Genomic DNA, 21,260 nt, shown 5'->3' on the forward strand with positions numbered 1-21,260 from the left:
ATCAGACACTTAGTGCGGCCCCTAGCAGGGGTTTTGGTGCACTAAGTGTCTGCTCCACGGGGTTGGCTAAGGCAACAGGATGATCTTTCCGCGGGCGTGGCCGGTCTGCCCGTATTCGTGGGCTTGGCGAGCGTCGCTGAGCGGATAGGTCCGGTCGACGGTGACCTTCAGCTCGCCGTTGCCCGCCAGCCGGATCAGCTCGGGACGCGCGGCAAGCCGGATTTCGGTGCCGGGGTCTGCGCCGGGTCCGCCGCCGAGTGCCTTGAAGCCATCGCTTGCGGCACGGCCGAATCCGGCGATGGTGGCGATGCGCCCCTTGTCTGCGACGAGGGCCAACGAGACATCGGCGGCCTCGTCGGTGCCGACGAGATCGAGTGCGGCGTCCACAGGCCCGATCGCGCTGACACGCTCTTGCAGTCCGGGACCGTATTCGACGGGAAGGGCGCCGTACCCGCGCAACTGATCGTGGCGTGCCGCACTGGCGGTGGCGACCACCGTGGCACCGCGGGCCTTCGCCAGCTGGGTGGCGAGCAGCCCCACGCCGCCTGCGGCGCCGTGGATGAGGACGGTATCGCCCTCGGTGACGTTGGTGGCTTCCAGGAGGTGGACAGCGGTCTGCCCGGTGAGTAGGAACCCGGCCGCCTCATTGAAGGACAGGCTCGCGGGCTTCTTGAATACCTGATCCGCGGCGGCGATGACTCGGGTGGCATAGCCACCGATCTGGCCTGCGGCGATGACGTCGTCTCCGGGCACCAAGCCGTCAACGCCCGCGCCGACGGCGGCGATGGTTCCCGAAATCTCGAGTCCGAGACGCATCGGGAGCTTGTCGGGGTCAGTGCCGAAGGCACCCGAGTACAGCTTCCAATCGATGGGATTAACGCCCGCGGCCTTGACGTTGATGAGCACCTGTCCCGGGCCCGGGCCGGGGGTCGTGATATCTCGAAACTCCAGGACATCTGCACCGCCATATGATGTCGCGACAATCGCTTGCGTCATGTTCATACACGTACGCAATGCCCGTGCTCATGTCAATATTCCTGACATGAGGGATTTTCTTCTGCTCGTGCGTGCAAGTCCTAGATACCGAACTGTTCCTTGACCTGCTTGGTGCGATAGTGCTCGACGATGAAGCCGAGCAGCGGGATGGTGCCCGCAAGTAGGGTGCCGATGGTGCGGGGCCAGGGCCAGCGGACCTTCACGGCCAGGTCGGTGGTGAAGATCAGGTACACGAAGTAGATCCATCCGTGCACGATCCCGATCCAGCTCGGCGGATGCGGTACCTGCTCAACATATTTGAGCCACATCTCCCAGCAGAGAGCGATCAGCCACACACCGGTGGTCCACGCCAGGATGCGGTATCGCCACAGCGCGCTGCGGATCTTCGCCACCGGGGTGGTGACTACTACCGTCGAATCGGGTGTGGTTTCGTTCTCGGTCACGGGGCAGGCTTCCTATCTTCTTCGGCGAGGGCGGCCAGATATGCGTTGTATTCGGTGAGCGTGCGATCTGCTGGGTCCGGTTTCGCGGCGGCCGGCCGCTCGGGCAGCAGACCTTCGGGGATCTCGGTGACCCGATCGGTAGGCGGCGGGGGCGGACCCTCGTCCTCGTACTGGACGAAGCGGCGATAGGCCCAGATCACGAAGGCCGCGAACAGCGGCCACTGCAGGGCGTAGCCGAGGTTCTGGCCGTCGCCGGTCACGGACTCGAAGCGCTGGAACTGCCAATAGGCCAATCCCAAGAACGCGACCACACTGACGCCGACCAGCACGATGAGTGCCGGTCTCCGACGCCGTGTAGTGGACATCTTCTGACGGTACCGTGCGAAGCCGGTACCGATGCCAACGCCCCTGGTCAGCGCTATGGCTCGAGGAACTCGTCACGGCGTGTGGTGAGGAGTCTGACACTCACCAGGTAACATCGAAGCCCTGCGGGCGTGGCGAAATTGGTAGGCGCGCGGGGTTTAGGTCCCCGTGTTCGAAAGAACGTGGGGGTTCGAGTCCCTCCGCCCGCACAACAGCAGGATGTTCATGCCGTCTTGCCGACCGGCGTCAGCGCGGCCCCTCGAGGCCTTACTTTTGTCGAAATCGACGTTCTGCCGACAACGTGCGAGTGAGCCTCTGCGAAACGTAGATCTCGGCGATCTCGGCGCCCGTCGCCGCCGCGCCTAGACTTGAAAACGTGGTGCGCAGTGACGGTTTGCTTGACATCGACGATTGCCTGAATGCCGACGGGAATATCGAGCTACCGCCCGGAACCACGCTGATATCCCTGATCGACCGGAACATCAGGAACGTCGGGGACATGGTCGCCTACCGCTATCTGGACTTCACCGCTTCGGAGGACGGGCATGCCATTGAACTCACCTGGTCGCAGCTCGGCATCCGTCTGAGCGCCGTCGCCGCGCAGCTGCAACGCCACGTCACGCGTGGCGAGCGGGTGGCCATTTTGGCGCCGCAGGGGCTCGACTACATCGTCGGCTTCTTCTCGGCGATCAAGGCCGGCGCCATCGCGGTGCCGCTGTTCGCTCCCGAGCTACCGGGTCACGCCGAGCGGCTGGATATCGCGCTGAGGGACTGCACGCCCACCGTGGTCCTGACGACGGCCGCCGTGCGCGACACTGTCGAAGAGTTTCTCGATGGGCGGCCGGAGGCGCCACTCGTGCTCGCCATCGACGAGATCCCCGACGAAGCAGGGGAGGGCTTCGAGTACGTGCACCTTGTCGATGACGACGTCTCACATCTGCAATACACTTCCGGTGCCACCCGGCCCCCAGTGGGCGTGGAAATCACCCACCGGGCGGTCGGCGTCAATCTGACCCAGATGATTCTGTCGATCAATCTGCTGGATCGAAACACGCACGGCTGCAGCTGGTTACCGCTTTACCACGATATGGGTCTGTCGATGATCGGCTTCCCAACCGTCTACGGCGGGCACTCCACCTTGATGTCACCCACCGCTTTCATCCGCCGCCCGCAGCGCTGGATCAAGGCACTCTCCGACGGCTGCACAGAAGGTCGGGTGATCACCGCGGCACCCAACTTCGCCTACGAGTACACCGCGCAACGCGGGGTCCCGAAGGACGGTGCGGGTATCGACCTGGGCAAGGCCGTGATGATCATCGGCTCCGAGCCGGTCAGCATCGACGCCATCCGTAACTTCGAAAAGGCTTTTGCCCCCTTCGGTTTACCGTCGACAGCGTTCAAGCCGTCCTACGGTATCGCCGAGGCGACACTGTTCATCGCCAACATCGCCCCGGACGCCGAGCCTTCCGTGGCATATCTCGATCGCACCCAGCTCGCCCGAGGTCGCGCGGTGCCGACAGATCCGGATACGCCCCATGTCAGCGTCCACGTTTCCTGCGGTCAGCTGGCACGCAGTCTGCACGGGGTGATCGTCGATCCCGTCGGCACCGATGAGCTCCCAGACGGTCACGTCGGCGAAATATGGTTGCAAGGCAACAATATTGGGCGCGGATACTGGGGTCGCCCGGAGGACACCGAGAAGGTCTTTCATGCACGGCTTGGCGCAAGACAACCGAAAGGCCATGCGGGCGAGGCCGATATCGAGGGCGACTGGCTGCGCACGGGCGACATGGGCTTCTATCTCGACGGTGAGTTGTACGTCACCGGCCGCCTCGCCGACCACATCGAGGTCGACGGCAGCAGCCACTATCCGCAGGACATCGAGGCCAGCGTGGCAGCCGCCTCGCCTATCGTGCGGCGCGGTTATGTGACCGCGTTCACGGTGCCCGGGGGCGGACTGGTCATCGTCGCCGAGCGCGCCTCACGCACGGCCAAGGCCGACCCGCAGGAGGCCATCGATGCGATCAGCGCCGCGGTCGATGCGGAATATGGGTTGAAGCCCGCCGACGTGCTGCTTCTGTCGGCGGGGGCGATCCCGCGCACTACCAGTGGAAAGCTGGCACGGCGGGCCTGTCGCCGCCACTACCTGGAGGGCACGCTGGGCGTCCACTGAGATCCCAGCTAACTCATTTGCCTCATTTGTCCCACGTCAGCGAGCCCATTCGCCACACTCCCGTCGGCCCGGTAGGTTTTCCGGGCCAGTGGCTACGACGGCTGCGCGGCCCGGGGGACAAGCCGCTAGCAATGTGATGGAGGTGTGCGATGAATGATCTGACAGTCGAAGAGCTGTTCGCGCACAACGATGACGTGCAGAAATCCCGTGCGGTCCGCCTGTTGGCCGCCAAGAATCTGGCCCCCTACATCACGCTCATGGAACGCCACCTGGACCGCAGCGCCAAAGTCTCCGAACCTCAGCTGGTGGCCAAGCTGGACCGGGACCTGAGCGCCGTCGGGCTGGGAGAACAGTCCGGGCTGGCCCTCATCAAGAGCTGGGCGAGCGACGGGTGGCTGCACCGAGCGTCGGACGGCACCGGCCCCGATGCCGAGAACGTCTGCTCGCTGACCGAGGACGCGCGCAGCGCGCTGGCCTTTGTGCGCCGCCTGCGCCGTGCTGACACGGTGGCCACGGGCGGGTCCATTGCCGGTATCGCGGCAGGCCTCAAACGGGTGGCCACCCAGCTGGACGGCGACCCGTCACGCCTGCGCGCCGACATCGAAGCCCAGATCGCAGAACTGCAGACCCAGCTGCATGCCATCGACGACGGATATCGTCCGGAACCGGATATCGTCGATCTTGAGGACGAGACCCGGGCCATCGCATACCAGATGGAACAAGTGATCACCGACATCGTCCGCTACGGCAGCATGCAGAACGAGATCACCGCCGGACTCATCGACGCCGCCGAGGACTCCGACTCCGGCTTCCGCGACCGCGCCCGCAGAATGTTCGCGGACTACGACGCCCTCTTCGATTCCCGCGAGCGTGCCTCTTATTCGGCCTTCACGCGGACCATCCAAGATCCGGATCAGCGAGCCGCGCTACGGAGTGATATTGCCTGTGTCGCAGAGGGTTTGCCTGATCTCGACCCCGGGCTGCGTGAGGTCATGAGGAACTTCTTCAAGCTCGTGTCTCAGCAGATCGCGGAGGTCTCCCGCATCGAACAGCGCTGCGCACAGCGCATCCGGCGGTTCTTCGCCGCCGGCACCACGGAGCAGGCTCGTGGCCGTGCGCGACAGCTCAATGACGCGCTGGCGGCCGGGCACGCTCTACTCAAGATGTCGACGGCGGACTCTCCGATCGACGCCGAGCTACCGATCGGGCGTTCCGCCGCAGCGGCGATCGGCGCGCTGTCTTTCACCATCAAGGACACCGCGCCGCCGGTGCTCGCACAGGACGCCCCGTCGGGGCCGCTGGATTTGAGCGGGTTCTCGGCGCTGGCCACCCAGGTGGATATGGCCGCATTGGCCGATACGGTCAACAGTGCTATTGCCAGTGGCCCAGTTTCCTTGCCCGACATGATCTCTCATGTCGAGGCCCCCTACCTAGGTGATGTGATCGTGTTGTGGTCGCTGGCCCTCAAGCAGGACAACACTGCCGACCGCGAATCGGTAAAGGTGAAGTTCCGGTCCCTCGACGGACAGGACCGGGTGATGGAGGTACCTCAGTTGATGTTCCGTGAACCGGTGCTGGCCACCCTCGAAGAGGAGGGATCGACACTGTGACGACACAGGCTTCAGGGACCGCCCTGGGGAACATCAATTTTGACGACCTGCCGGGTGTCGAACCCGATGCCTCGGCACCGCGAATGGCCAAGGGGCCGCGATTCGACGGCGACACCAGTGAGCTTCCGGACAAGGCCTGCTGGGCGCTGCAGAACTTGGTGGCCCGGCGCTACCTGAGTAAGGACGGTCAGCCCGAACTGTGGGCGTCGATGATCGAGCATCGCAAGGTGCTGGCCGCGCGCCTGTCCGAATTGGACCTGCGGCTGCGGGTGTTCGACGATCTCGAGGTTGCCTACGCCGAACCAGCTCCGTTGGAGAACCCCAGCGTGTACGGCGCCAGGGTGTTGCGCCGGGAACCGTTGGGCACCTACGCGTCGATCGTGGCACTGCACCTGGCCAAGATCGCCAGGACCGCGCACGACGAACATGTATTGGTCAGCCGCGACGATATTCACGAACTTTTCGCCAACGTCTCCCACGACATCGACCGCGACGAGGCGATGCTGCGTGATCGCGTTGACGAGGCGATCAAGCGGCTGTCCAAGGCTGAGATTCTGCAGCGCACCCGCGATGACGAGCACAGCTACACCATCAGCCCAGTCATCAACGCGCTGATGTCGGCGCAGATGATCGAGGCACTGCAGCGTCAGTACGAGCAGTTGCAGCGCGGCGGTGCCGCCCCCGAAGACGCCGACGGCGCAGACCCCACCGACGAAGAAGATGGCGAGACCGATGACGACGAGTGATGCAGCGACACAACAGTTCTGGTTGTCCCGGCTGCAGGTCATCAACTGGGGCGTCTTCGACGGCTATCACAGCATCGAGTTCAGCCGTCGCGGTACGCTGATCACCGGCTCCTCCGGTAGCGGTAAATCATCTCTACTGGATGCGATCTCGCTGGCATTCTTGTCTTCGAACCGCCGTAACTTCAACGCTTCGAGCGACACCACCGCCGCAGGTTCCAGCATGGGCAAGCGTACCGTCGACAAGTATGTGCGGGGCTTGTGGGGAGAGCTGAAAAACCCGGGGGAGCGCCCCAAGCAGATGTTCCTGCGCGGCAAGGGTGGGGCCTGGTCGGCTATCGCCGTCACCTACTCCGGCACCGACGGTCGGGTGATCACCGGCCTGGTACTCAAGTGGCTTGCCCCGGGCTCGGACTCGGACTCGTCCAGCCGCTACTACCTGATCGACGCGGACGCCGACATCCGCGATCTCTGCAATGCATGGGCCAGCAAGGGATACGCCGGCTCGGTATTCGAGGGCGCGGGTTGGCGCGGCCACAAGAGCGAACGCTGGTACCTGGAACAGCTATACGCCGCCGTCGGTATTCAGGGTTCCTCTGCCGCGCAGCAGCTGCTGGGCAAGGCCAAGTCGCTCAAGAGTGTCGGCGGCCTGGAGCAGTTCGTACGCGAGTACATGCTCGATGAACCGGAGTCGATGGCAGCGATATCCGAAGCGCTAGGGCAGATCACACCATTGGTCGACGCCCGTGCCGCCTTGGCGATCGCGCAGCGCCAGCGGCAGACGCTGGGCGATATCGAACAGATCCAACAGACGTACGCCAGCGATGCGGCGCAGTTGGCCACCGTGGACGTCGTGGACCATCACACCGTGCGCGACTACGTGGATCAGCAGCGCCTGGCGCTGGCGGGCCCGGAGATCGATCTGCTGGATACCGAGATCACCCGGCTGGGCGGTGAGTGTGACGAAATCCAGTCGCGCCAGGACATTCTCACGGGAGAGCGGGACAAATTGCTCGGCCGGATCGCCGCTGCCGACAGCAATCTGGCACCACTCAAAAGCGAGCTGGCTCATGCTCGTGCCCGCGCAGAAGAGGTGTCGCGCCGGCGTACGGCCTACGACAGTGCATTGTGGGACCTGGGTCATGAAGACGATATCGAATCTGCCGAGGAATTCGAGGCCATGCGGGTGGAGAGCCTGCGGGCAGTCACCCGGATCAACGCTGAGCTCGAAGCCGGCCACGATGCATATGTCATGGCCGCGGGTGCGCTCTCGACGGCACGTGACCAGCTGCGTGCCGCATCCGCCGAATTCAAGCGGGTCGAGCACCTGGGTACCCCGGTGCCACCGGATGAGGACCGCATGCGCGGGGAGATCGCGGCGGCGCTTGGGCTTACCGCCAAGGACCTGCCCTACGTGTGCGAACTGATGGATTTGCGCCCAGGGCAGGAACGGTGGCGCAAATCTGTGGAGAAGGTGTTGCGCTCCACCGGGCTCTGCCTGCTGGTGCCCGATCAGCACCACCGTCAGGTGCTGCGTTACGTCAACGAGAACCCGATGCGTGGCTACCTGCAGATGGAGCGGGTGATTCCCTCCGGTACCCCGCGGCGCGCCGAGCCGGGCACGCTCGCCGACTGTTTGCGCCTGACCAACCCCAACCACGAATGCGCCAGTGCCGCCATGAATCTGGTGGCCGGTGTCGGCGACTACGTGTTGGTCGACAGCCCCGACGAATTCAGCAAGCACCGCCGGGCGGTCACAGATCAGGGACTCCGCAAGGACGGTGACCGGCGCGCGGTCAAGGACGATCGGCGTGAATTGCGGGCCTCCCAGTACATCTATCAGGGCAACGCCGGTGACAAGCGCGCCGCGCTTTCCGACGATGTGGTCGAAGCGCAGCAGGCGGTGAGTGATGCCGAAAAGTTCATCGGCGAAATGGACACCAAGCGCGAAGAGCTGCGTTCGGAGGTGGTGCGGTGGTCCAAGCTGCACAGCCAGTACGAGTATTGGAGCCAGATTGATACGGACTCGGCCGAAGCTGCCGTGGCGCGTCTGCAGGACCAGTACGACGCGATGCTGGAAGCCAACCCCGACCTGACCGGATTGCAGCAGCAGGCCGACTCCTACCTCGACGAGATCAAGAGGCTCTCCGAACGCATCGGAGCATTGCGCAAGCAAGAATCCGAGCATGATTCGCGCCGGACCCGGCTGCTGGATCTGCTGGACAACCTGAGCCCGCGTGAGGTGGGCGGGCACACCCGATCGGGAATCGAGGCCTACGTGCCCCAACTCTCGTCCAGCCTGGATGTGTTGGAACCCGATGCCTACCGACTGGAGCTGTGGCGGCAGATCGAGAAGGATCAGTCGGTGCTGCGTGAGAGCGTCACCCGCTCACGTAACGAGCTGAACCGGATTCTCAACGCGTACGACCGGGACTTCCCCGACTCTATCCCCAACGACAGTGAGAACTTCGACGAGAAGATCCACGACTATGTCGCGCTCTGCCGCCGGATCGATGAACGCGACCTGCCCGCTGCCTACGAACGGATGCTGCGGCTGATCACCGAGCAGGCGCCCACTGCCGTGTTGCGGCTGCACCAGCTCGCCGAGGAGGAGGCACACCGCATCACCGACCAGATCGACCGTGTCAATAGCGGTTTGGGTTCGGTCGAGTTCAACCGGGGTACCCGGCTGACCCTACGTGCCGAGCCGAAGGCGCTCGAAGCGGTCGGCGAGCTCAACGAGCGTGCCCGGCGGATATCCGGGCGTGCCGTCGCCGTTTCGATGGGGGACGAGAAGGCCATCCACGATCAGTACCAGGACATCCTGCAACTGCGTAACCTGTTGGCCGCTGAGACACCTGAGGCGCGCCAGTGGACGCGCGACGCGTTGGATGTGCGTAACCGCTTCGTGTTGTACTGCGAGGAGCGCGATGCCAGGACCGGCGAACCGATCCGTACCTACAGCAACGCGGGTGCGAATTCCGGTGGAGAACAAGAGAAGTTGATGGCGTTCTGCCTCGCCGGCGCGCTGAGCTTCAACCTGGCTAACCCGGAGACGGGGGACAACCGGCCGGTCTTCGCGCAGCTTATGCTCGACGAGGCGTTCTCGAAATCGGATCCGCAGTTCGCCCAGCAGGCGCTGTCCGCGTTCCGTAAGTTCGGATTCCAGCTGGTGATCGTGGCCACCGTGCAGAACACCACCACCATCCAGCCCTATATCGACAGCGTGGTGATGGTGTCCAAGCCGGACGGCCCGGGGGTGCGTCCGGTTGCTTCGACGCGCACTGTGCCGATCGGTGAGCTCGGTGACGTACGCAAGGCCGTGAGCGCCCGCTAGCGGCCCACGAACTCGGCGGTGGTGCGAGACAGAAATGCCTGCACGCCCAGCGTGGCGTCCTCACTGGTGAACAGTTCACGCACGGTGGGCACCAGCTGCTCCTCGGCAGCCGCATCGCCCTCGCGCACAGCCAATCTGGCATTGCGTAGGGTCGCCTGCACGCCCAGCGGTGCCTGACGCGCGATCGTCTGGGCGATGGCAATCGCCGTGTCGACGTGCTCGCCGACCGGCACAATCTCCTGCACGATGCCGATCCGATGAGCCTCGACCGCGTCGAAGGTGTCTGCGGTCAGCATCCACCGCATCGCGTTGCCCCAACCGGCTGTGCGGGGGAAGCGAATGGTGGCGCCGCCGAACGGGTAGATGCCACGGTTGACTTCGAGCTGAGCGAATGTCGCGGTCTCATCGGCGATCACGATATCTGCGGCCAGTGCCAGTTCGATGCCCAGTGTGAGCACCTTGCCGTGTACGGCGACGAGCAGCGGCTTGGAAAGCTGCCTTCCGTCGACCTGCCACGGGTTGATTCCGCCCTCGGGCGTCAGCGATGCGCCGCCTTGAATCTCGGCGGCCACGCTGGCCAGGTCAAGGCCGGCGGTGAACAACGGGCCCTCGCCGTACAGCACCGCGGCACGCAGGTCGGTGTCGGTCTCGTACTCGCCGAGCGCCAGCGCCAGTTCTTCGAGCATGGTCTTGTCGAAGGCATTGCGCTTGGCGGGCCGGTTCAGACCGATGACCAGGACATATCCATCGCGGCGAATGCGCAGGGTTTCGTAGTCGGACATTGACTTCTCCGGATCGGTGGCGGATTATGTAGAGCATCATACATAGACCGGAACTCCTCGGGAAGGACGACGATTGAGCACCCCGCGCGAACGAATGGTTGCCTCGGCAGCCCTGTTGATCCGCGAGCGAGGAGCTCACGCCACGGCCATCTCCGATGTTCTCGAGCACAGCGGTGCGCCGCGTGGCTCCGCATATCACTACTTTCCGGGCGGGCGGACCCAACTGCTGAGTGAGGCAGTGGATCTGGCGGGCGAATACATCGCCGGGATGATCGATGCCAAACCCTCGGCGGTAGACGCGCTGGATATTCTCGTCGCGTCCTATCGAAAACAACTCGTGCGGAGCGACTTCCGGGCGGGGTGTCCGGTGGTGGCAGTCGCGGTCGAGGCCGGCGATCCGGAGAGCCCAGCCAGTAGTCAGAAGCTGATCGAACACTCGGCGGCCGTCTTCCGGCGTTGGATCGACCTCATCGCCGACAAGCTGGTCGCCGTCGGGGTTGTCCGTACGCGGGCCGACGAGCTGGCGATCCTGATGACGACCTCTCTGGAAGGCGCAATCATTATCGCGCGATCGACTCGCGACATCACGCCAATCGACGTGGTGCACAGGCAGTTACGCACTCTCATTGAGGAGGCCGGACAATGACCGCCGAATGGTTGCCCACCGCATGCATCTTGTGTGAATGTAACTGCGGCATCGTGGTGCAGACGGAGGGGCGCACCCTCGCGAAGATCCGCGGTGACAAGGATCATCCGGGTACCAAAGGGTATACCTGCAATAAGGCGTTGCGGCTGAATCACTATCAGAACAATGCGAACCGGCTGACATCGCCCATGCGTCGCCGTCCCGATGGCACCTATGAGGAAATCGATTGGGATACGGCGATCGTGGAGATCGCCGAGGGATTCAAACACATCCGCGACAGCTACGGCGGCGACAAGATCTTCTACTACGGCGGTGGTGGGCAAGGTAACCATCTGGGTGGTGCCTACAGCGGCGCATTCCTCAAAGCCATTGGGTCCAAGTACCGTTCCAATGCGCTAGCCCAGGAGAAGACGGGTGAGGCCTGGATCGACAAGAATCTGTACGGCGGACACACTCGCGGCGAATTCGAGTATGCGGAGGTGTCCGTCTTCGTCGGGAAGAACCCGTGGATGTCGCAGAGCTTTCCGCGGGCTCGTGTGGTGCTCAATGAGATTGCCAAGGATCCGCAGCGCTCGATGATCGTCATCGATCCGGTTAACACCGATACCGCCAAGATGGCGGACTTTCATCTACGCGTACGCCCCGGTACAGATGCCTGGTGCCTCGCCGCGCTGGCGGCGGTGCTGGTGCAGGAGAATCTCTGTGACGAAGCATTCCTCGCCGAACACGTCACCGGAACCGAAGAGGTTCGGGATGTGCTGCGCACGGTGCCGATCGCGGACTACGCACGGCGCTGCGGGGTGGACGAGGACCTCATTCGGCGGGCGGCCCGCCGGGTTGCGGCGGCCGAGAGCGTGGCCGTCTTCGAAGACCTGGGCATCCAGCAGGCCCCCAACAGTACGCTGAGCTCATATCTGAACAAGATGCTCTGGATCCTCACCGGGAACTTCGCAAAACGCGGTGGGCAGCATCTGCATTCGTGGATGGCGCCGCTCATGGGTGGCTTCTTCGGTTACACCCCGGTGACCGGGGCCCGCATCATCGGTGGCTTGGTGCCCTCCAATGTCATCCCGGAAGAGATCCTCACCGATCACCCGGATCGTTTCCGCGCGATGATCGTCGAGAGTAGCAATCCCGCACATTCCCTTGCGGATTCGGCGCGGTGCAAGGAGGCCTTCGCTGCCCTGGAACTCTTGGTGGTCGTGGATGTGGCGATGACCGAGACCGCGCGGCTCGCACACTACGTGCTGCCCGCCGCCACACAGTTCGAGAAGGTAGAGGCCACCTTCTTCAATCTGGAATTCCCGCACAACACCTTTCAACTGCGACACCCACTATTCGAACCCGAGTCAGGAACCCTGCCCGAACCCGAGATCTGGGCGCGGCTGGTGCGGGCGCTGGGAGTGGTTGACGACGCGGATCTGCAGCCATTACGTGAGGCCGCCGCGCAGGGGCGGGAAGCATACTTGCAGGCATTTTTCGCAGTACTGGCCAATCCGGTACTCGGTGCATTGGCTCCGTACGTCCTCTACGAGACCTTGGGCCCCACACTGCCGAGGGGATTGGAAGGCGCTGCAGCTCTCTGGGGCCTGGCGCAGAAGGCGATGATGACCTACCCGCAGGCGGTGGCTCGGGCCGGTCACCCCGACGGCAACGCCTTGTTCGACGCGATCCTGAACAGCCCATCCGGCGTGACCTTTACCGTCCACGACTATGAGGACGACTTCGCCCTCATCACGCACGCGGACCGCAAGATCGCTCTCGCTATTCCCGAAATGCTTGATGAGATAAAGGGGCTGGTGTCGCGTCCGGCACAGCTGACAACGCCGGAATTTCCGATCGTGCTGTCGGCCGGCGAGCGCAGGGCATACACCGCCAACGACATCCTGCGTGACCCGTCCTGGCGCAAGCGTGATCAGCAGGGAGCTCTGCGGATCAGTCCGCAGGATGCACAACAGCTCGGTGTCGCTGACGGTGAAAGGGTTCGGATCGCGACAGCGGCCGGTGCCGCCGAGGCCACGGTCGAGATCAGCGACATGATGCAGCCCGGTCACGCCTCGCTGCCCAATGGTTTCGGCCTCGACTACACCGACGAGTCCGGGGAAACACATATACCCGGGGTGGCGCCGAATGCTCTCACCTCGTCGGCTTGGCGTGACGAGTACGCCGGAACGCCATGGCACAAGCATGTCCCCGCGCGTTTGGAGACGCTGACCGCCGCCATCTAGACAACACGGGCGAGATACTCGAGGACTGTGCGCCCGGATTCGGTCATGACACCGATGTACCCGTCCGGGCGTACCAGCACCAGTGTCGTTGCCGTAACGTCGTAGTCCGGCGATGGCGTCATCTGTTGAATGCACACGTCGGCGATGACGGGAGCCTGGGCGCCGAACGTCAACAGCGTGAAATGCGTGCCACGTAGCACATCAAACAGGCGTACCCCGTTGTCTAGCAAGGCGTCAGGTGCCCGGTCACCGGCTCGGAGATTTCCTTGAAACACGCGATCGTCGACGGCCAACGAGCATCCACGATATGTGATGTCCATCTGATGTAACTGAGGCGCAGGTCCTTTCGCAGGCGCGAAGTTGCGATGGTGCAGGTCGGTGCTCAGTCCCAGCACGGATGCGGCCACCGGCATCCGTTCTTCCTCATAGGTGTCTAGCAATTTCTCGGGGGCGCCGTAGATGACGGCTGCCAGCTTCCATCCCAGGTTGTAGGCGTCTTGCACACTCGTGTTCAGGCCCTGGCCGCCCGCCGAGGAATGCACGTGCGCCGCATCACCGGCCAGGATCACTCGTCCCACCCGAAATCTGTCCACCATGCGCGCATTCACGCGGTAGAGGGAAATCCATCGCAGATCCCGCAACACAATGTCGTCCCGGCCGGAGCGATCGACGACCAGTTTCTGAACCGCGTCCAGTGTCAGCGCGGGAACATCCTCGGTAGCCATGTTCGCGACAAATTGATAGTGCTCACTGCCCGGTAGATTCCAGAGCGAAAAGCGTTCCGACACTTGACCATCCCGTGTCAGCACATGGCAGAAGGATCCCTCCAAGCCATCGGCCCGCACATCGCCGATCAGCGTTCGTTCCCTCTCGAACGTCTCCCCGGCAAACCCCACGCCGAGCATCTTGCGTACTGTGCTGCGCCCACCGTCGGCACCGACGAGGTATGAGGCGTGGAGCAATTCGGGCGCGCCACCCTGGGACACCATCACGCTGACCGCATCCGATCTCTGCGTGAAACCGACTACCTCACAGTTGAATTCCACATCGCCTCCGAACTGACGCAGCCTGTCCAACAGGATCTCGTCGGTACGCCATTGCGGCACCAACCAAAAACCTGGGTATGGGATGCCTGGGCCCGAGGGGATGTCGGTCCCGAGCATCTCCACAAGGCTGCGCTCGGCGACGACCTCATGGCCCGCGTAGATGCGGAAGGGCGGCATGGCCATGCCCCCGCTGTTGATCGCAGGCGCGATACCGAGATCGTCGAACACCTCCTGGGTGCGCGGGGACAGGCCCTTGCCGCGAGAACCGGGGAACAGATCGGGAGCCTTGTCCAGCACCCGGCATGCGATGCCGCGCCGCGTCAATTCGCACGCCAGCGTCAGGCCCGTGGGGCCGGCCCCGGCGATCACCACTGTCATCGGGCCCCGGGTCGGATAAGGACGAGCAAGACGTCATCGACGAGCCGGCCGATGAACGCGTCGTCAAGGGGGCCGCCCAGGGTCAGGCGATGGGTAAGCATTGCTTCGGCGACATCGTGAATGAGCTGACGATCAACATCGACGCCCGCCTCGCCCCGGCCGACCGCGCGCGACAGCGGAGCGTCGAAGGGAGACAGACCTGGGTCGGCGAGATGGCGACGGATCGCGTCGGAGAGTGTCTCGTCGTGCTCCATCGCGCGTATCAGGTCTGGGTAGAGGGTTGGCGGTAGCGCCTGCGCCTTGCGGCGCAGCATGCCCATTGTGGCGATGAGGTCTGTGCGTAATCCGCCGGTGTCGAAGACCTCGTCGTTGAAGCTCGCATCATGAGCGTCCAGTGCGGCCTTGATCAGTTCGGCCTTGTTGCTCCATCTGCGGTAGATCGTAGTTTTGCTGGCATGGGCCAGTGCCGCAACCGAATCCATGGAGAAGCGGTCGTATCCATCGCGTATCAGTACCTGCAATGCGACCGCGAGGAGCGCGGCGCTACGTGTCTCTCCGCGGGCAACCATGACATAAGTGTACGCATACCGTACACTTATGTCACTCCTTCAGTACCGCCTCGAAGGCCACACGGTCTCCGCGGAACAGGGAGCGCACCCGTTCAATCGGGCGCCCATCGGTGTCGAGGGTGCGCCGGTTCATGAGGAGCATGGGCATGGCGATCGAGGTGTCCAGCAGCGATGCCTCGCGGGGTGAGGCGAGTACTGTTTCGATGCGTTCGACGGCACTGCCGAACTGAACTCCTAGCGCGCGAATCGCCGCGTACAGCGAGGTACTGGGGTCAAAGGTGTTGCGCAACTCGGCAAAGCGTGCTTTGGCCAGGTATGTGCTCTCCAGCCCAAGCTTGGCGCCATCGGCGAGCAAGACGCGCTCCAGGTGGATCACCGTCGACCCGCCGCGGATTCCGAGGTCCCGGCACAGGTCGGCGTCGCCGGTGATGTTCTCCCAGGTGACCAGTAACCGCCCCGGTGTTCGCCCCTGGCTTTGCGCCCCCTCGGTATAGGAGCGTAAAGACAGCGGCTGCAATAGTTTTGGTGCCGCCACCACCGTTCCGCGCCCACGCCGTTCGATACGTCCCTCCACCAGTAGCTCATGCAGTGCCTGGCGCACGGTTTCTCGCGACACCGCGAATCGTTCGGCCAGGTCGCGCTCGGGCGGCACGGGGTCTCCCTCGTTGAGTGCCGAGAGAATGTGTTCCAGTTCGGTGCGTACCTGGTAATGCTTGGGCAGTCGCACATCGGCTGTCATGGCGCCACCACCTTTCGGGCCGTCCCGAGGCTGCCCGGAATGGAACCGGCGGCTTCCTTGTCGCGCACGGTGCGCAGTGACTTCGGAACGGCCTCGAGTTCTTCGATCGCTCGCACGGGGTAGAGCGTACGCCAGATTGGTCTATACCAATTGTTCATGTGGTGTTCGAGCGCGTGTCTCTCATTGGTCTAGACCAATGAGAGACGCTGGCGGCATGCGAGTGATAGTGGTTGGCGGCGGCATTCTCGGCACAGCGCACGCGTGGGCCGCGGTCGAACGCGGACACGAAGTAGTGCACCTGGAACGCGAGGTGGAAGCACGCGGAGCGACCGTTCGGAACTTTGGGTTGGTGTGGGTGTCGGGCAGGTCGGCTCTGGAGCTCAAGATTGCTCAGCGCTCGCGAGATCTGTGGCAGGGGATCGCGAAATTGGTACCGGGCATCGGTTTTCGGCAGATGGGCTCGTTCACGCTGCTGCGCACCCATGAGGAGGTGGCGGTGGCCGAGGAAGTGATGGCGCGGTCCGATGCGGATGAGCGCGGGTTCGCTCTGCTCGAACCTGGGGCCGTCCAGCGCCAGAATCCGGCGTTACGTGGCAAGTTTCTTGCCGGGTTGCACTGTGCGCGTGATGCCGCAGTCGAGTCGCGGGTGGCCCTGCCCGCCATGCGGCTGCACTTGAAGACGAACGGTTGCTACTCATTTGTAGCAGGACGAGAGGTGCGCGCAATCGATACCTCGTCCGCGGGTGTTTCGGTGCGTACCGATGACGGTGAGACGTATCGCGGTGAAGCCGTTGTGATGTGCGCTGGGGCGGCACACGGCGGGTTGGCGCGAGAGCTCTTGGGTGACTTCCCGGTTCGGCGGGTCCGGCTGCAAATGATGCAGACCGCCGCACTGGGCGAGGAACTGACCACGGCCATCGCGGATGGGGATAGTCTGCGCTATTACCCGGCATTCGCCGGTCCGGCACTCGACGCGCTCAATGCCACGCAACTGCAAGAACCTACGGCCGCCGAACACAAGATGCAGTTGCTGTGTGTGCAACGACTACACGGCGGACTGACGATCGGTGACACCCATGAGTACGCCGAGCCATTTGCGTTTGACGTTGATGAGGCGCCCTACCGTCATCTCATCACCACGGCCGAAGAGTTGTTGGGACGCAAGCTTCCTCCTGTGGTGCGTCGCTGGGCGGGCGTCTATTCCCAGTGCACAGATCCCGACCAGATCGTCTACCGGCGTCAGGCGGCACCTGCGGTCTGGGTGGTGACGGGGCCCGGGGGGCGTGGGATGACGCTTGGCCCCGCAATCGGTGCGGATACCGCTGACCTGATGAATCTCTGACCAGGACGAATGGACGGAAGGAAAAATCGTGTCCGACATCCCTATCCGGCTCGCCGTGCTCGATATGGCAGGCACCACGGTCGCTGACGGCGGATTGGTGCTGCAGGCATTCGAAACGGCCGCTACCGCAGGTGGTATCGAACAGGACGGGCCCGAACGGGAACGCGCCCGTCAGTACGTCATCGAGACCATGGGGCAATCCAAGATCGCGGTGTTTCGGTATCTGCTCGGCGACGAAGACAAGGCGCAGCACGCGAACCGAACTTTTGAGGATGCCTATGACGCGCTGATCAGTGACGGTCGCGTCACGCCGATCGACGGCGCGGTGCAGGCTATCTCGCGGCTGCGGGATGCCGGCGTGAAGGTCGCGCTGACGACGGGTTTCAGTGCCTCGACCAAGGAAAAGCTGCTGGCGGCACTCGCGTGGACCGATATCGCCGACCTGACGTTGGCTCCATCAGAGGCTGGGCGCGGCAGGCCGTTTCCCGACTTGATCTTGGCGTCATTGCTTCGCTTAAAGGTCAACGATGTTCGCGAAGTGGCGGTATTGGGTGACACCGCGAGCGACATACTGGCCGGTCGCCGCGCGGGTGCACAGATTGTGGCCGGAACACTGACCGGCGCGCACGACGCCGCCCAACTCGGCACCGCACAGCCCACTCATATCGTGCATTCGGTGGTCGAGTTCCCCGACATCATCCTGCGCCGGATCTGAAATCGGAGCATGAAATCGCCTTGGTGGATGCAGATCCTGAAATGGGCCTCGATCGCGGTGCTCGTCGCCGCGGTGAGTGCGTGTGGCGGGACCGGTGGTGGCAATGGCCCAAACTCGGTCACCGTCTACAGCGCCGACGGATTGGGGCGGTGGTATCAGGCCCGCTTCCATGAGTTCAGTCAAATCACTGGAATCTCGGTGAATCTCGTGGAGGCCGGCTCTGCCGAGGTGGTGTCGCGGATAGCCAAAGAGAAGGCCAATCCGCAGGCCGATCTGTTGGTGACATTGCCGCCCTTCGTCCAGAAGGCAGCAGGGAGCGGACTGCTGGTCGGTGCCGATATCGACATCGCCGCGGTCGACCAGAGGAATCGGGATAGGAACGGCAGATACGTCGCCATTGTCGACAACTACCTCACATTCATCGCAAATCCGGCCGCCGCACTGAAAGACCCGCGGTGGGATGACCTCCTCGATCCCCGATTCCGGGGCAAGCTGCAATATTCGACGCCGGGACAGGCGGGTGACGGGACTGCCATGCTGGTTCTCCTTCAACACCTGATGGGGAACCAGGGGGCTGTTGACTACCTGCGCCGGCTGCAGCACAACAACGTCGGTCCGTCCAGCTCCACCGGAAAGCTGCAGCCGAAGGTCAGCAATGGCGAACTGTGGGTCGCCAATGGGGATCTTCAGATGAACCTTGCCTCGATCCGCGAAGACCGCTCCAATTTCTCGATATTCATTCCGGCGGCCAGGGACGGCAAGCGATCCACCATCTCGCTGCCGTACGTTGCCGCTGTCACCAACGGTGCGCCGCACGTGGAGAACGCAAGGAAGCTACTGGCCTACCTACTGTCCGTGCCCGTGCAGCGGACAATTCCGCGCGAAGCGCTGGGTATGCCGGTGCGCGCCGATGTGCAACCCGAAGCGGGGGCCAATACGCCGGCGCAGGTACTTGAGGGCGTACGCATCTGGCACCCGGACTGGGACCAGGTGGTCAGCACGCTCGATGCGTCGTTGATCGCGTACCACCAAGAGACGGGGAGCTGATATGGACAACAATGCCGAATTCGCCTCGCGTGGAAGGCGCAGCGGCGAAATTCTCGCGGGGAGACCTCCTGAATCCGGGCAACCTCCACGCGCGCCAGTGCACGCACCGGCCATTATCTTCGATCACGTGACCGTTGCCTACGGGCGAGGCAGGAAGAGATCGGAGGCGCTACGGAACTTCAACCTGCGCATCGCCCGCGGCGAGACGGTGGCTCTGCTGGGGCCCAGCGGTTCGGGAAAGTCCACCGCGCTCAAGGCGCTTGCCGGATTTGTGCGACCAGTTTTTGGCACCGTGCGATTGGACGGCGAGGATGTCACGGATCTGCCGCCTGCGAAGCGCGGAATCGGCGTGGTGGTGCAGTCCTACGCGTTATTTCCCCATATGCGAGTGCGCGACAACGTTGCCTTTGGGCTGCGCGCGCGCCGAACCAAATCCGATCGGATCGCGGAGTGCGTGGATGACGCACTGGCGATGGTGAGCATGTCCGCCTACGCCGACCGCTATCCGCGCGAGTTGTCCGGAGGACAGCAACAACGCGTCGCCATCGCGCGCGCCCTGGCCATCCGGCCCCGGGTGCTGCTTCTGGACGAACCATTGGCCGCTTTGGACGCTCAGTTGCGTCTATCGATGATCGCTGAGCTGCGGCAGCTGCAGCAGAGCTTGCCGGACACCGCGATGCTGTACGTCACCCATGACCAGAGCGAGGCGTTGGCGCTGGCAGACAGGATCGCGGTGATGCGTGATGCCGAGCTTGTCGATGTCGACAGCGCTCATAATCTCTGGACACGACCGCCCACCGACTTCACCGCGAACTTCCTCGGGGGCGCCAATCTGATCCCATGCACGGTGGGGCGGGTGTCGGGTGAGTCCGCACTGGTTTCGGTAGGGGACAAGATGCTCAGCGTGACCGTTCCCACACCGGAAATCGGCCGTGACCCTTGGGCTCCCGGCGCGTCTGCCCTGATATGTATACGCCCGCATACACTTTCGATAGTGGGCCCCACGGCGCCTGGTGCGCTGCGCGCGCGGGTAGCGAACAAGGTGTGGCGCGGTGCGTCGACCAGGGTGTCCCTCGCAGTAAGCGGGCTGCCCGACCAACTGATCGATGCGGAGGTGCCGGGGCACGCCGACGTTCAACCAGATTCGGTTGTCGGTGTGAAGTTCCCAGAACCAGCCGGAGCGCTCGTCGCAGTACCGGGGGAGGCGTGATGATCGCAGTTCTGGACCGCGTCGACTCCGCAGGTGCGCAACCCCGCCGGAAACGGCGCAGGGCAGTGCCCGTGCTGTGGGCAATCCCGCCCCTTCTGGTGGTGCTCGTCGCCATCGTCTACCCGCTGCTGCGCGTGCTATCGGATTCTGCCGAAGGGGAGGGGAACAGCACGTGGCGTGCGGTGCTGGGCTCGACGCTGTTTCAGCACGCTCTGGTGACCACGGTGTACATTGCCGTGCTCACCACAATCGGTTGTCTGGCGCTGGGCACGTTTCTTGCCACTGTGTTGGCATTCGTGCCTTTTCCGGGCTCAGAGTTGGTTGGCCGCCTCATCGACACCGTCCTGGCGCTGCCTTCCTTTCTGATCACCCTCGCCTTCACGTTCTTGTACGGTGCCGCGGGTGCGGTCAACGCGCTGATCGCGAACCTCACGGGTGGTTCGCGTCCACTGGAATTTCTGTCCAGCCCCGCCGGCGTGATTCTGGCCGAGACCACCTTCTTCACGCCGTTCGTGGTGCGGCCCTTATTGGCCGCGTTTGTGATCGTCCCGCGTGAACAGCTCGATGTCGCGGCCAGTCTCGGCGCCTCGCCGTGGCGGGTGCTGGCCAAAGTGGTGATGCCGGAGGCCTGGCCGGCGCTGATGGCGGGAGGAAGCCTGGTGCTGCTGTTGGCACTCAACGAGTTCGGGATCGTCCTGTTCACGGGAGCCAAGGAAGTTGTGACCTTGCCGGTTCTGATCTACACCAGGGGAATAGTCACCTTTGATCTTCCTGGTGCCGCAGTGATCGCGACCATTCAGATAGTGCTTTCGCTCGCACTGTACGGCCTGTACCGGATCGTCTTCTCGCGCATGCTGGCCGGGCGAGCCAACAGCGAGCCGAAAGGGGCCTGA

18 protein-coding genes and 1 tRNA gene are annotated in these 21,260 nt (G+C 63.7%); 12 read left to right on the forward strand and 7 right to left on the reverse strand.

The features are described from left to right. Nucleotides 1–66: 66 nt before the first annotated feature. The 3 genes from MAB_RS07665 to MAB_RS07675 form a co-directional block, all read right to left on the reverse strand. Nucleotides 67–1,002, reverse strand: a complete 936-nt coding sequence (locus tag MAB_RS07665) for an NADP-dependent oxidoreductase (protein WP_005110139.1) — start codon at nucleotides 1,000–1,002, stop codon at nucleotides 67–69. 74 nt (nucleotides 1,003–1,076) lie between these two features. Then, nucleotides 1,077–1,439, reverse strand: coding sequence for a DUF3817 domain-containing protein (locus MAB_RS07670; RefSeq protein ID WP_005084697.1), 363 nt, complete (start codon nucleotides 1,437–1,439; stop codon nucleotides 1,077–1,079). Beyond that, on the reverse strand, nucleotides 1,436–1,804 hold the full coding sequence (locus MAB_RS07675) for a hypothetical protein (protein ID WP_017206813.1): 369 nt from the start codon (nucleotides 1,802–1,804) through the stop codon (nucleotides 1,436–1,438). Before MAB_RS07675 ends, MAB_RS07670 begins: the two co-directional genes overlap by 4 nt. 123 nt (nucleotides 1,805–1,927) lie before the next feature. Between MAB_RS07675 and MAB_RS07680 the strand changes: the two genes are divergently transcribed. From MAB_RS07680 to MAB_RS07700, 5 genes are all read left to right on the forward strand, one after another. Then, nucleotides 1,928–2,011: transfer RNA gene (locus MAB_RS07680), tRNA-Leu, on the forward strand. Nucleotides 2,012–2,178: 167 nt separating this feature from the next. After that, on the forward strand, nucleotides 2,179–3,975 hold the full coding sequence (locus MAB_RS07685; protein WP_005114137.1) for a fatty acyl-AMP ligase: 1,797 nt from the start codon (nucleotides 2,179–2,181) through the stop codon (nucleotides 3,973–3,975). A 149-nt stretch (nucleotides 3,976–4,124) separates the two neighbouring features. Next, a complete protein-coding gene (locus MAB_RS07690) occupies nucleotides 4,125–5,585 on the forward strand; it encodes a DUF3375 domain-containing protein (protein WP_005093055.1) in 1,461 nt (486 codons plus the stop codon). Then, nucleotides 5,582–6,331 (forward strand): DUF4194 domain-containing protein, encoded by a 750-nt coding sequence (locus tag MAB_RS07695; RefSeq protein ID WP_005093056.1) that lies wholly within the window; start codon nucleotides 5,582–5,584, stop codon nucleotides 6,329–6,331. Before MAB_RS07690 ends, MAB_RS07695 begins: the two co-directional genes overlap by 4 nt. Beyond that, complete coding sequence (locus MAB_RS07700) at nucleotides 6,318–9,665, forward strand: ATP-binding protein (protein ID WP_005084705.1); 3,348 nt, start codon at nucleotides 6,318–6,320, stop codon at nucleotides 9,663–9,665. Before MAB_RS07695 ends, MAB_RS07700 begins: the two co-directional genes overlap by 14 nt. On the opposite strand, the gene MAB_RS07705 is transcribed toward MAB_RS07700, so the two are convergent. Then, nucleotides 9,662–10,447 carry a crotonase/enoyl-CoA hydratase family protein gene (locus MAB_RS07705; protein ID WP_005110142.1) on the reverse strand — a complete coding sequence of 262 codons (786 nt, stop codon included), beginning with the start codon at nucleotides 10,445–10,447 and terminating at the stop codon, nucleotides 9,662–9,664. The two genes, MAB_RS07700 and MAB_RS07705, sit on opposite strands and share 4 nt — an antisense overlap. A gap of 73 nt (nucleotides 10,448–10,520) precedes the next feature. Between MAB_RS07705 and MAB_RS07710 the strand changes: the two genes are divergently transcribed. Both MAB_RS07710 and MAB_RS07715 read left to right on the forward strand, forming a co-directional pair. After that, a complete protein-coding gene (locus MAB_RS07710) occupies nucleotides 10,521–11,093 on the forward strand; it encodes a TetR/AcrR family transcriptional regulator (RefSeq protein ID WP_005093058.1) in 573 nt (190 codons plus the stop codon). Continuing rightward, complete coding sequence (locus MAB_RS07715; RefSeq protein WP_005084710.1) at nucleotides 11,090–13,321, forward strand: molybdopterin-dependent oxidoreductase; 2,232 nt, start codon at nucleotides 11,090–11,092, stop codon at nucleotides 13,319–13,321. The genes MAB_RS07710 and MAB_RS07715 overlap by 4 nt, the downstream gene beginning before the upstream one ends. Here the strand turns inward: MAB_RS07715 and MAB_RS07720 are convergent. Genes MAB_RS07720 through MAB_RS07730 form a run of 3 tightly spaced genes read right to left on the reverse strand, consistent with a single transcriptional unit; the run spans nucleotide 13,318 to nucleotide 16,053 of the window. Beyond that, a complete protein-coding gene (locus MAB_RS07720; RefSeq protein ID WP_005114138.1) occupies nucleotides 13,318–14,745 on the reverse strand; it encodes an FAD-dependent monooxygenase in 1,428 nt (475 codons plus the stop codon). The genes MAB_RS07715 and MAB_RS07720 overlap by 4 nt on opposite strands. After that, nucleotides 14,742–15,314 carry a TetR/AcrR family transcriptional regulator gene (locus tag MAB_RS07725; RefSeq protein WP_005084713.1) on the reverse strand — a complete coding sequence of 191 codons (573 nt, stop codon included), beginning with the start codon at nucleotides 15,312–15,314 and terminating at the stop codon, nucleotides 14,742–14,744. The genes MAB_RS07720 and MAB_RS07725 overlap by 4 nt, the downstream gene beginning before the upstream one ends. Before the next feature lie 31 nt (nucleotides 15,315–15,345). Continuing rightward, complete coding sequence (locus MAB_RS07730) at nucleotides 15,346–16,053, reverse strand: GntR family transcriptional regulator (RefSeq protein ID WP_005084715.1); 708 nt, start codon at nucleotides 16,051–16,053, stop codon at nucleotides 15,346–15,348. Between the two features lie 214 nt (nucleotides 16,054–16,267). Here MAB_RS07730 and MAB_RS07735 point away from each other — a divergent pair, with 214 nt between their 5' ends. From MAB_RS07735 to MAB_RS07755, 5 genes are read left to right on the forward strand one after another with little or no spacing between them, the layout of a single operon-like run. Further along, the gene (locus MAB_RS07735) at nucleotides 16,268–17,395 is read left to right on the forward strand and encodes a TIGR03364 family FAD-dependent oxidoreductase (protein ID WP_005084716.1); all 1,128 of its coding nucleotides are present in this window, start codon (nucleotides 16,268–16,270) and stop codon (nucleotides 17,393–17,395) included. 28 nt (nucleotides 17,396–17,423) lie between these two features. Then, nucleotides 17,424–18,110 (forward strand): phosphonatase-like hydrolase, encoded by a 687-nt coding sequence (locus MAB_RS07740; RefSeq protein ID WP_005084718.1) that lies wholly within the window; start codon nucleotides 17,424–17,426, stop codon nucleotides 18,108–18,110. A gap of 27 nt (nucleotides 18,111–18,137) precedes the next feature. Further along, a complete protein-coding gene (locus MAB_RS07745) occupies nucleotides 18,138–19,157 on the forward strand; it encodes a 2-aminoethylphosphonate ABC transporter substrate-binding protein (protein WP_005089938.1) in 1,020 nt (339 codons plus the stop codon). Nucleotide 19,158: 1 nt separating this feature from the next. Then, nucleotides 19,159–20,367 carry an ABC transporter ATP-binding protein gene (locus tag MAB_RS07750; protein WP_005110147.1) on the forward strand — a complete coding sequence of 403 codons (1,209 nt, stop codon included), beginning with the start codon at nucleotides 19,159–19,161 and terminating at the stop codon, nucleotides 20,365–20,367. Next, on the forward strand, nucleotides 20,367–21,260 hold the full coding sequence (locus MAB_RS07755; protein ID WP_005089933.1) for a 2-aminoethylphosphonate ABC transporter permease subunit: 894 nt from the start codon (nucleotides 20,367–20,369) through the stop codon (nucleotides 21,258–21,260). Before MAB_RS07750 ends, MAB_RS07755 begins: the two co-directional genes overlap by 1 nt.

The organism is Mycobacteroides abscessus ATCC 19977 (genome assembly GCF_000069185.1).
In the GTDB taxonomy this organism is placed as follows: Bacteria; Actinomycetota; Actinomycetes; order Mycobacteriales; family Mycobacteriaceae; genus Mycobacterium; species Mycobacterium abscessus.

What these genes read in the sequence shown, in the direction of transcription:
- MAB_RS07730 (WP_005084715.1), bottom strand. Translation starts at nt 16,053, where the DNA reads ATGACAGCCGATGTGCGACTGCCCAAGCATTACCAGGTACGCACCGAA.
- MAB_RS07745 (WP_005089938.1), top strand. Translation starts at nt 18,138, where the DNA reads ATGCAGATCCTGAAATGGGCCTCGATCGCGGTGCTCGTCGCCGCGGTG.
- MAB_RS07750 (WP_005110147.1), top strand. Translation starts at nt 19,159, where the DNA reads ATGGACAACAATGCCGAATTCGCCTCGCGTGGAAGGCGCAGCGGCGAA.
- MAB_RS07675 (WP_017206813.1), bottom strand. Translation starts at nt 1,804, where the DNA reads ATGTCCACTACACGGCGTCGGAGACCGGCACTCATCGTGCTGGTCGGC.
- MAB_RS07755 (WP_005089933.1), top strand. Translation starts at nt 20,367, where the DNA reads ATGATCGCAGTTCTGGACCGCGTCGACTCCGCAGGTGCGCAACCCCGC.
- MAB_RS07705 (WP_005110142.1), bottom strand. Translation starts at nt 10,447, where the DNA reads ATGTCCGACTACGAAACCCTGCGCATTCGCCGCGATGGATATGTCCTG.
- MAB_RS07700 (WP_005084705.1), top strand. Translation starts at nt 6,318, where the DNA reads ATGACGACGAGTGATGCAGCGACACAACAGTTCTGGTTGTCCCGGCTG.
- MAB_RS07665 (WP_005110139.1), bottom strand. Translation starts at nt 1,002, where the DNA reads ATGAACATGACGCAAGCGATTGTCGCGACATCATATGGCGGTGCAGAT.
- MAB_RS07690 (WP_005093055.1), top strand. Translation starts at nt 4,125, where the DNA reads ATGAATGATCTGACAGTCGAAGAGCTGTTCGCGCACAACGATGACGTG.
- MAB_RS07725 (WP_005084713.1), bottom strand. Translation starts at nt 15,314, where the DNA reads ATGGTTGCCCGCGGAGAGACACGTAGCGCCGCGCTCCTCGCGGTCGCA.
- MAB_RS07715 (WP_005084710.1), top strand. Translation starts at nt 11,090, where the DNA reads ATGACCGCCGAATGGTTGCCCACCGCATGCATCTTGTGTGAATGTAAC.
- MAB_RS07720 (WP_005114138.1), bottom strand. Translation starts at nt 14,745, where the DNA reads ATGACAGTGGTGATCGCCGGGGCCGGCCCCACGGGCCTGACGCTGGCG.
- MAB_RS07735 (WP_005084716.1), top strand. Translation starts at nt 16,268, where the DNA reads ATGCGAGTGATAGTGGTTGGCGGCGGCATTCTCGGCACAGCGCACGCG.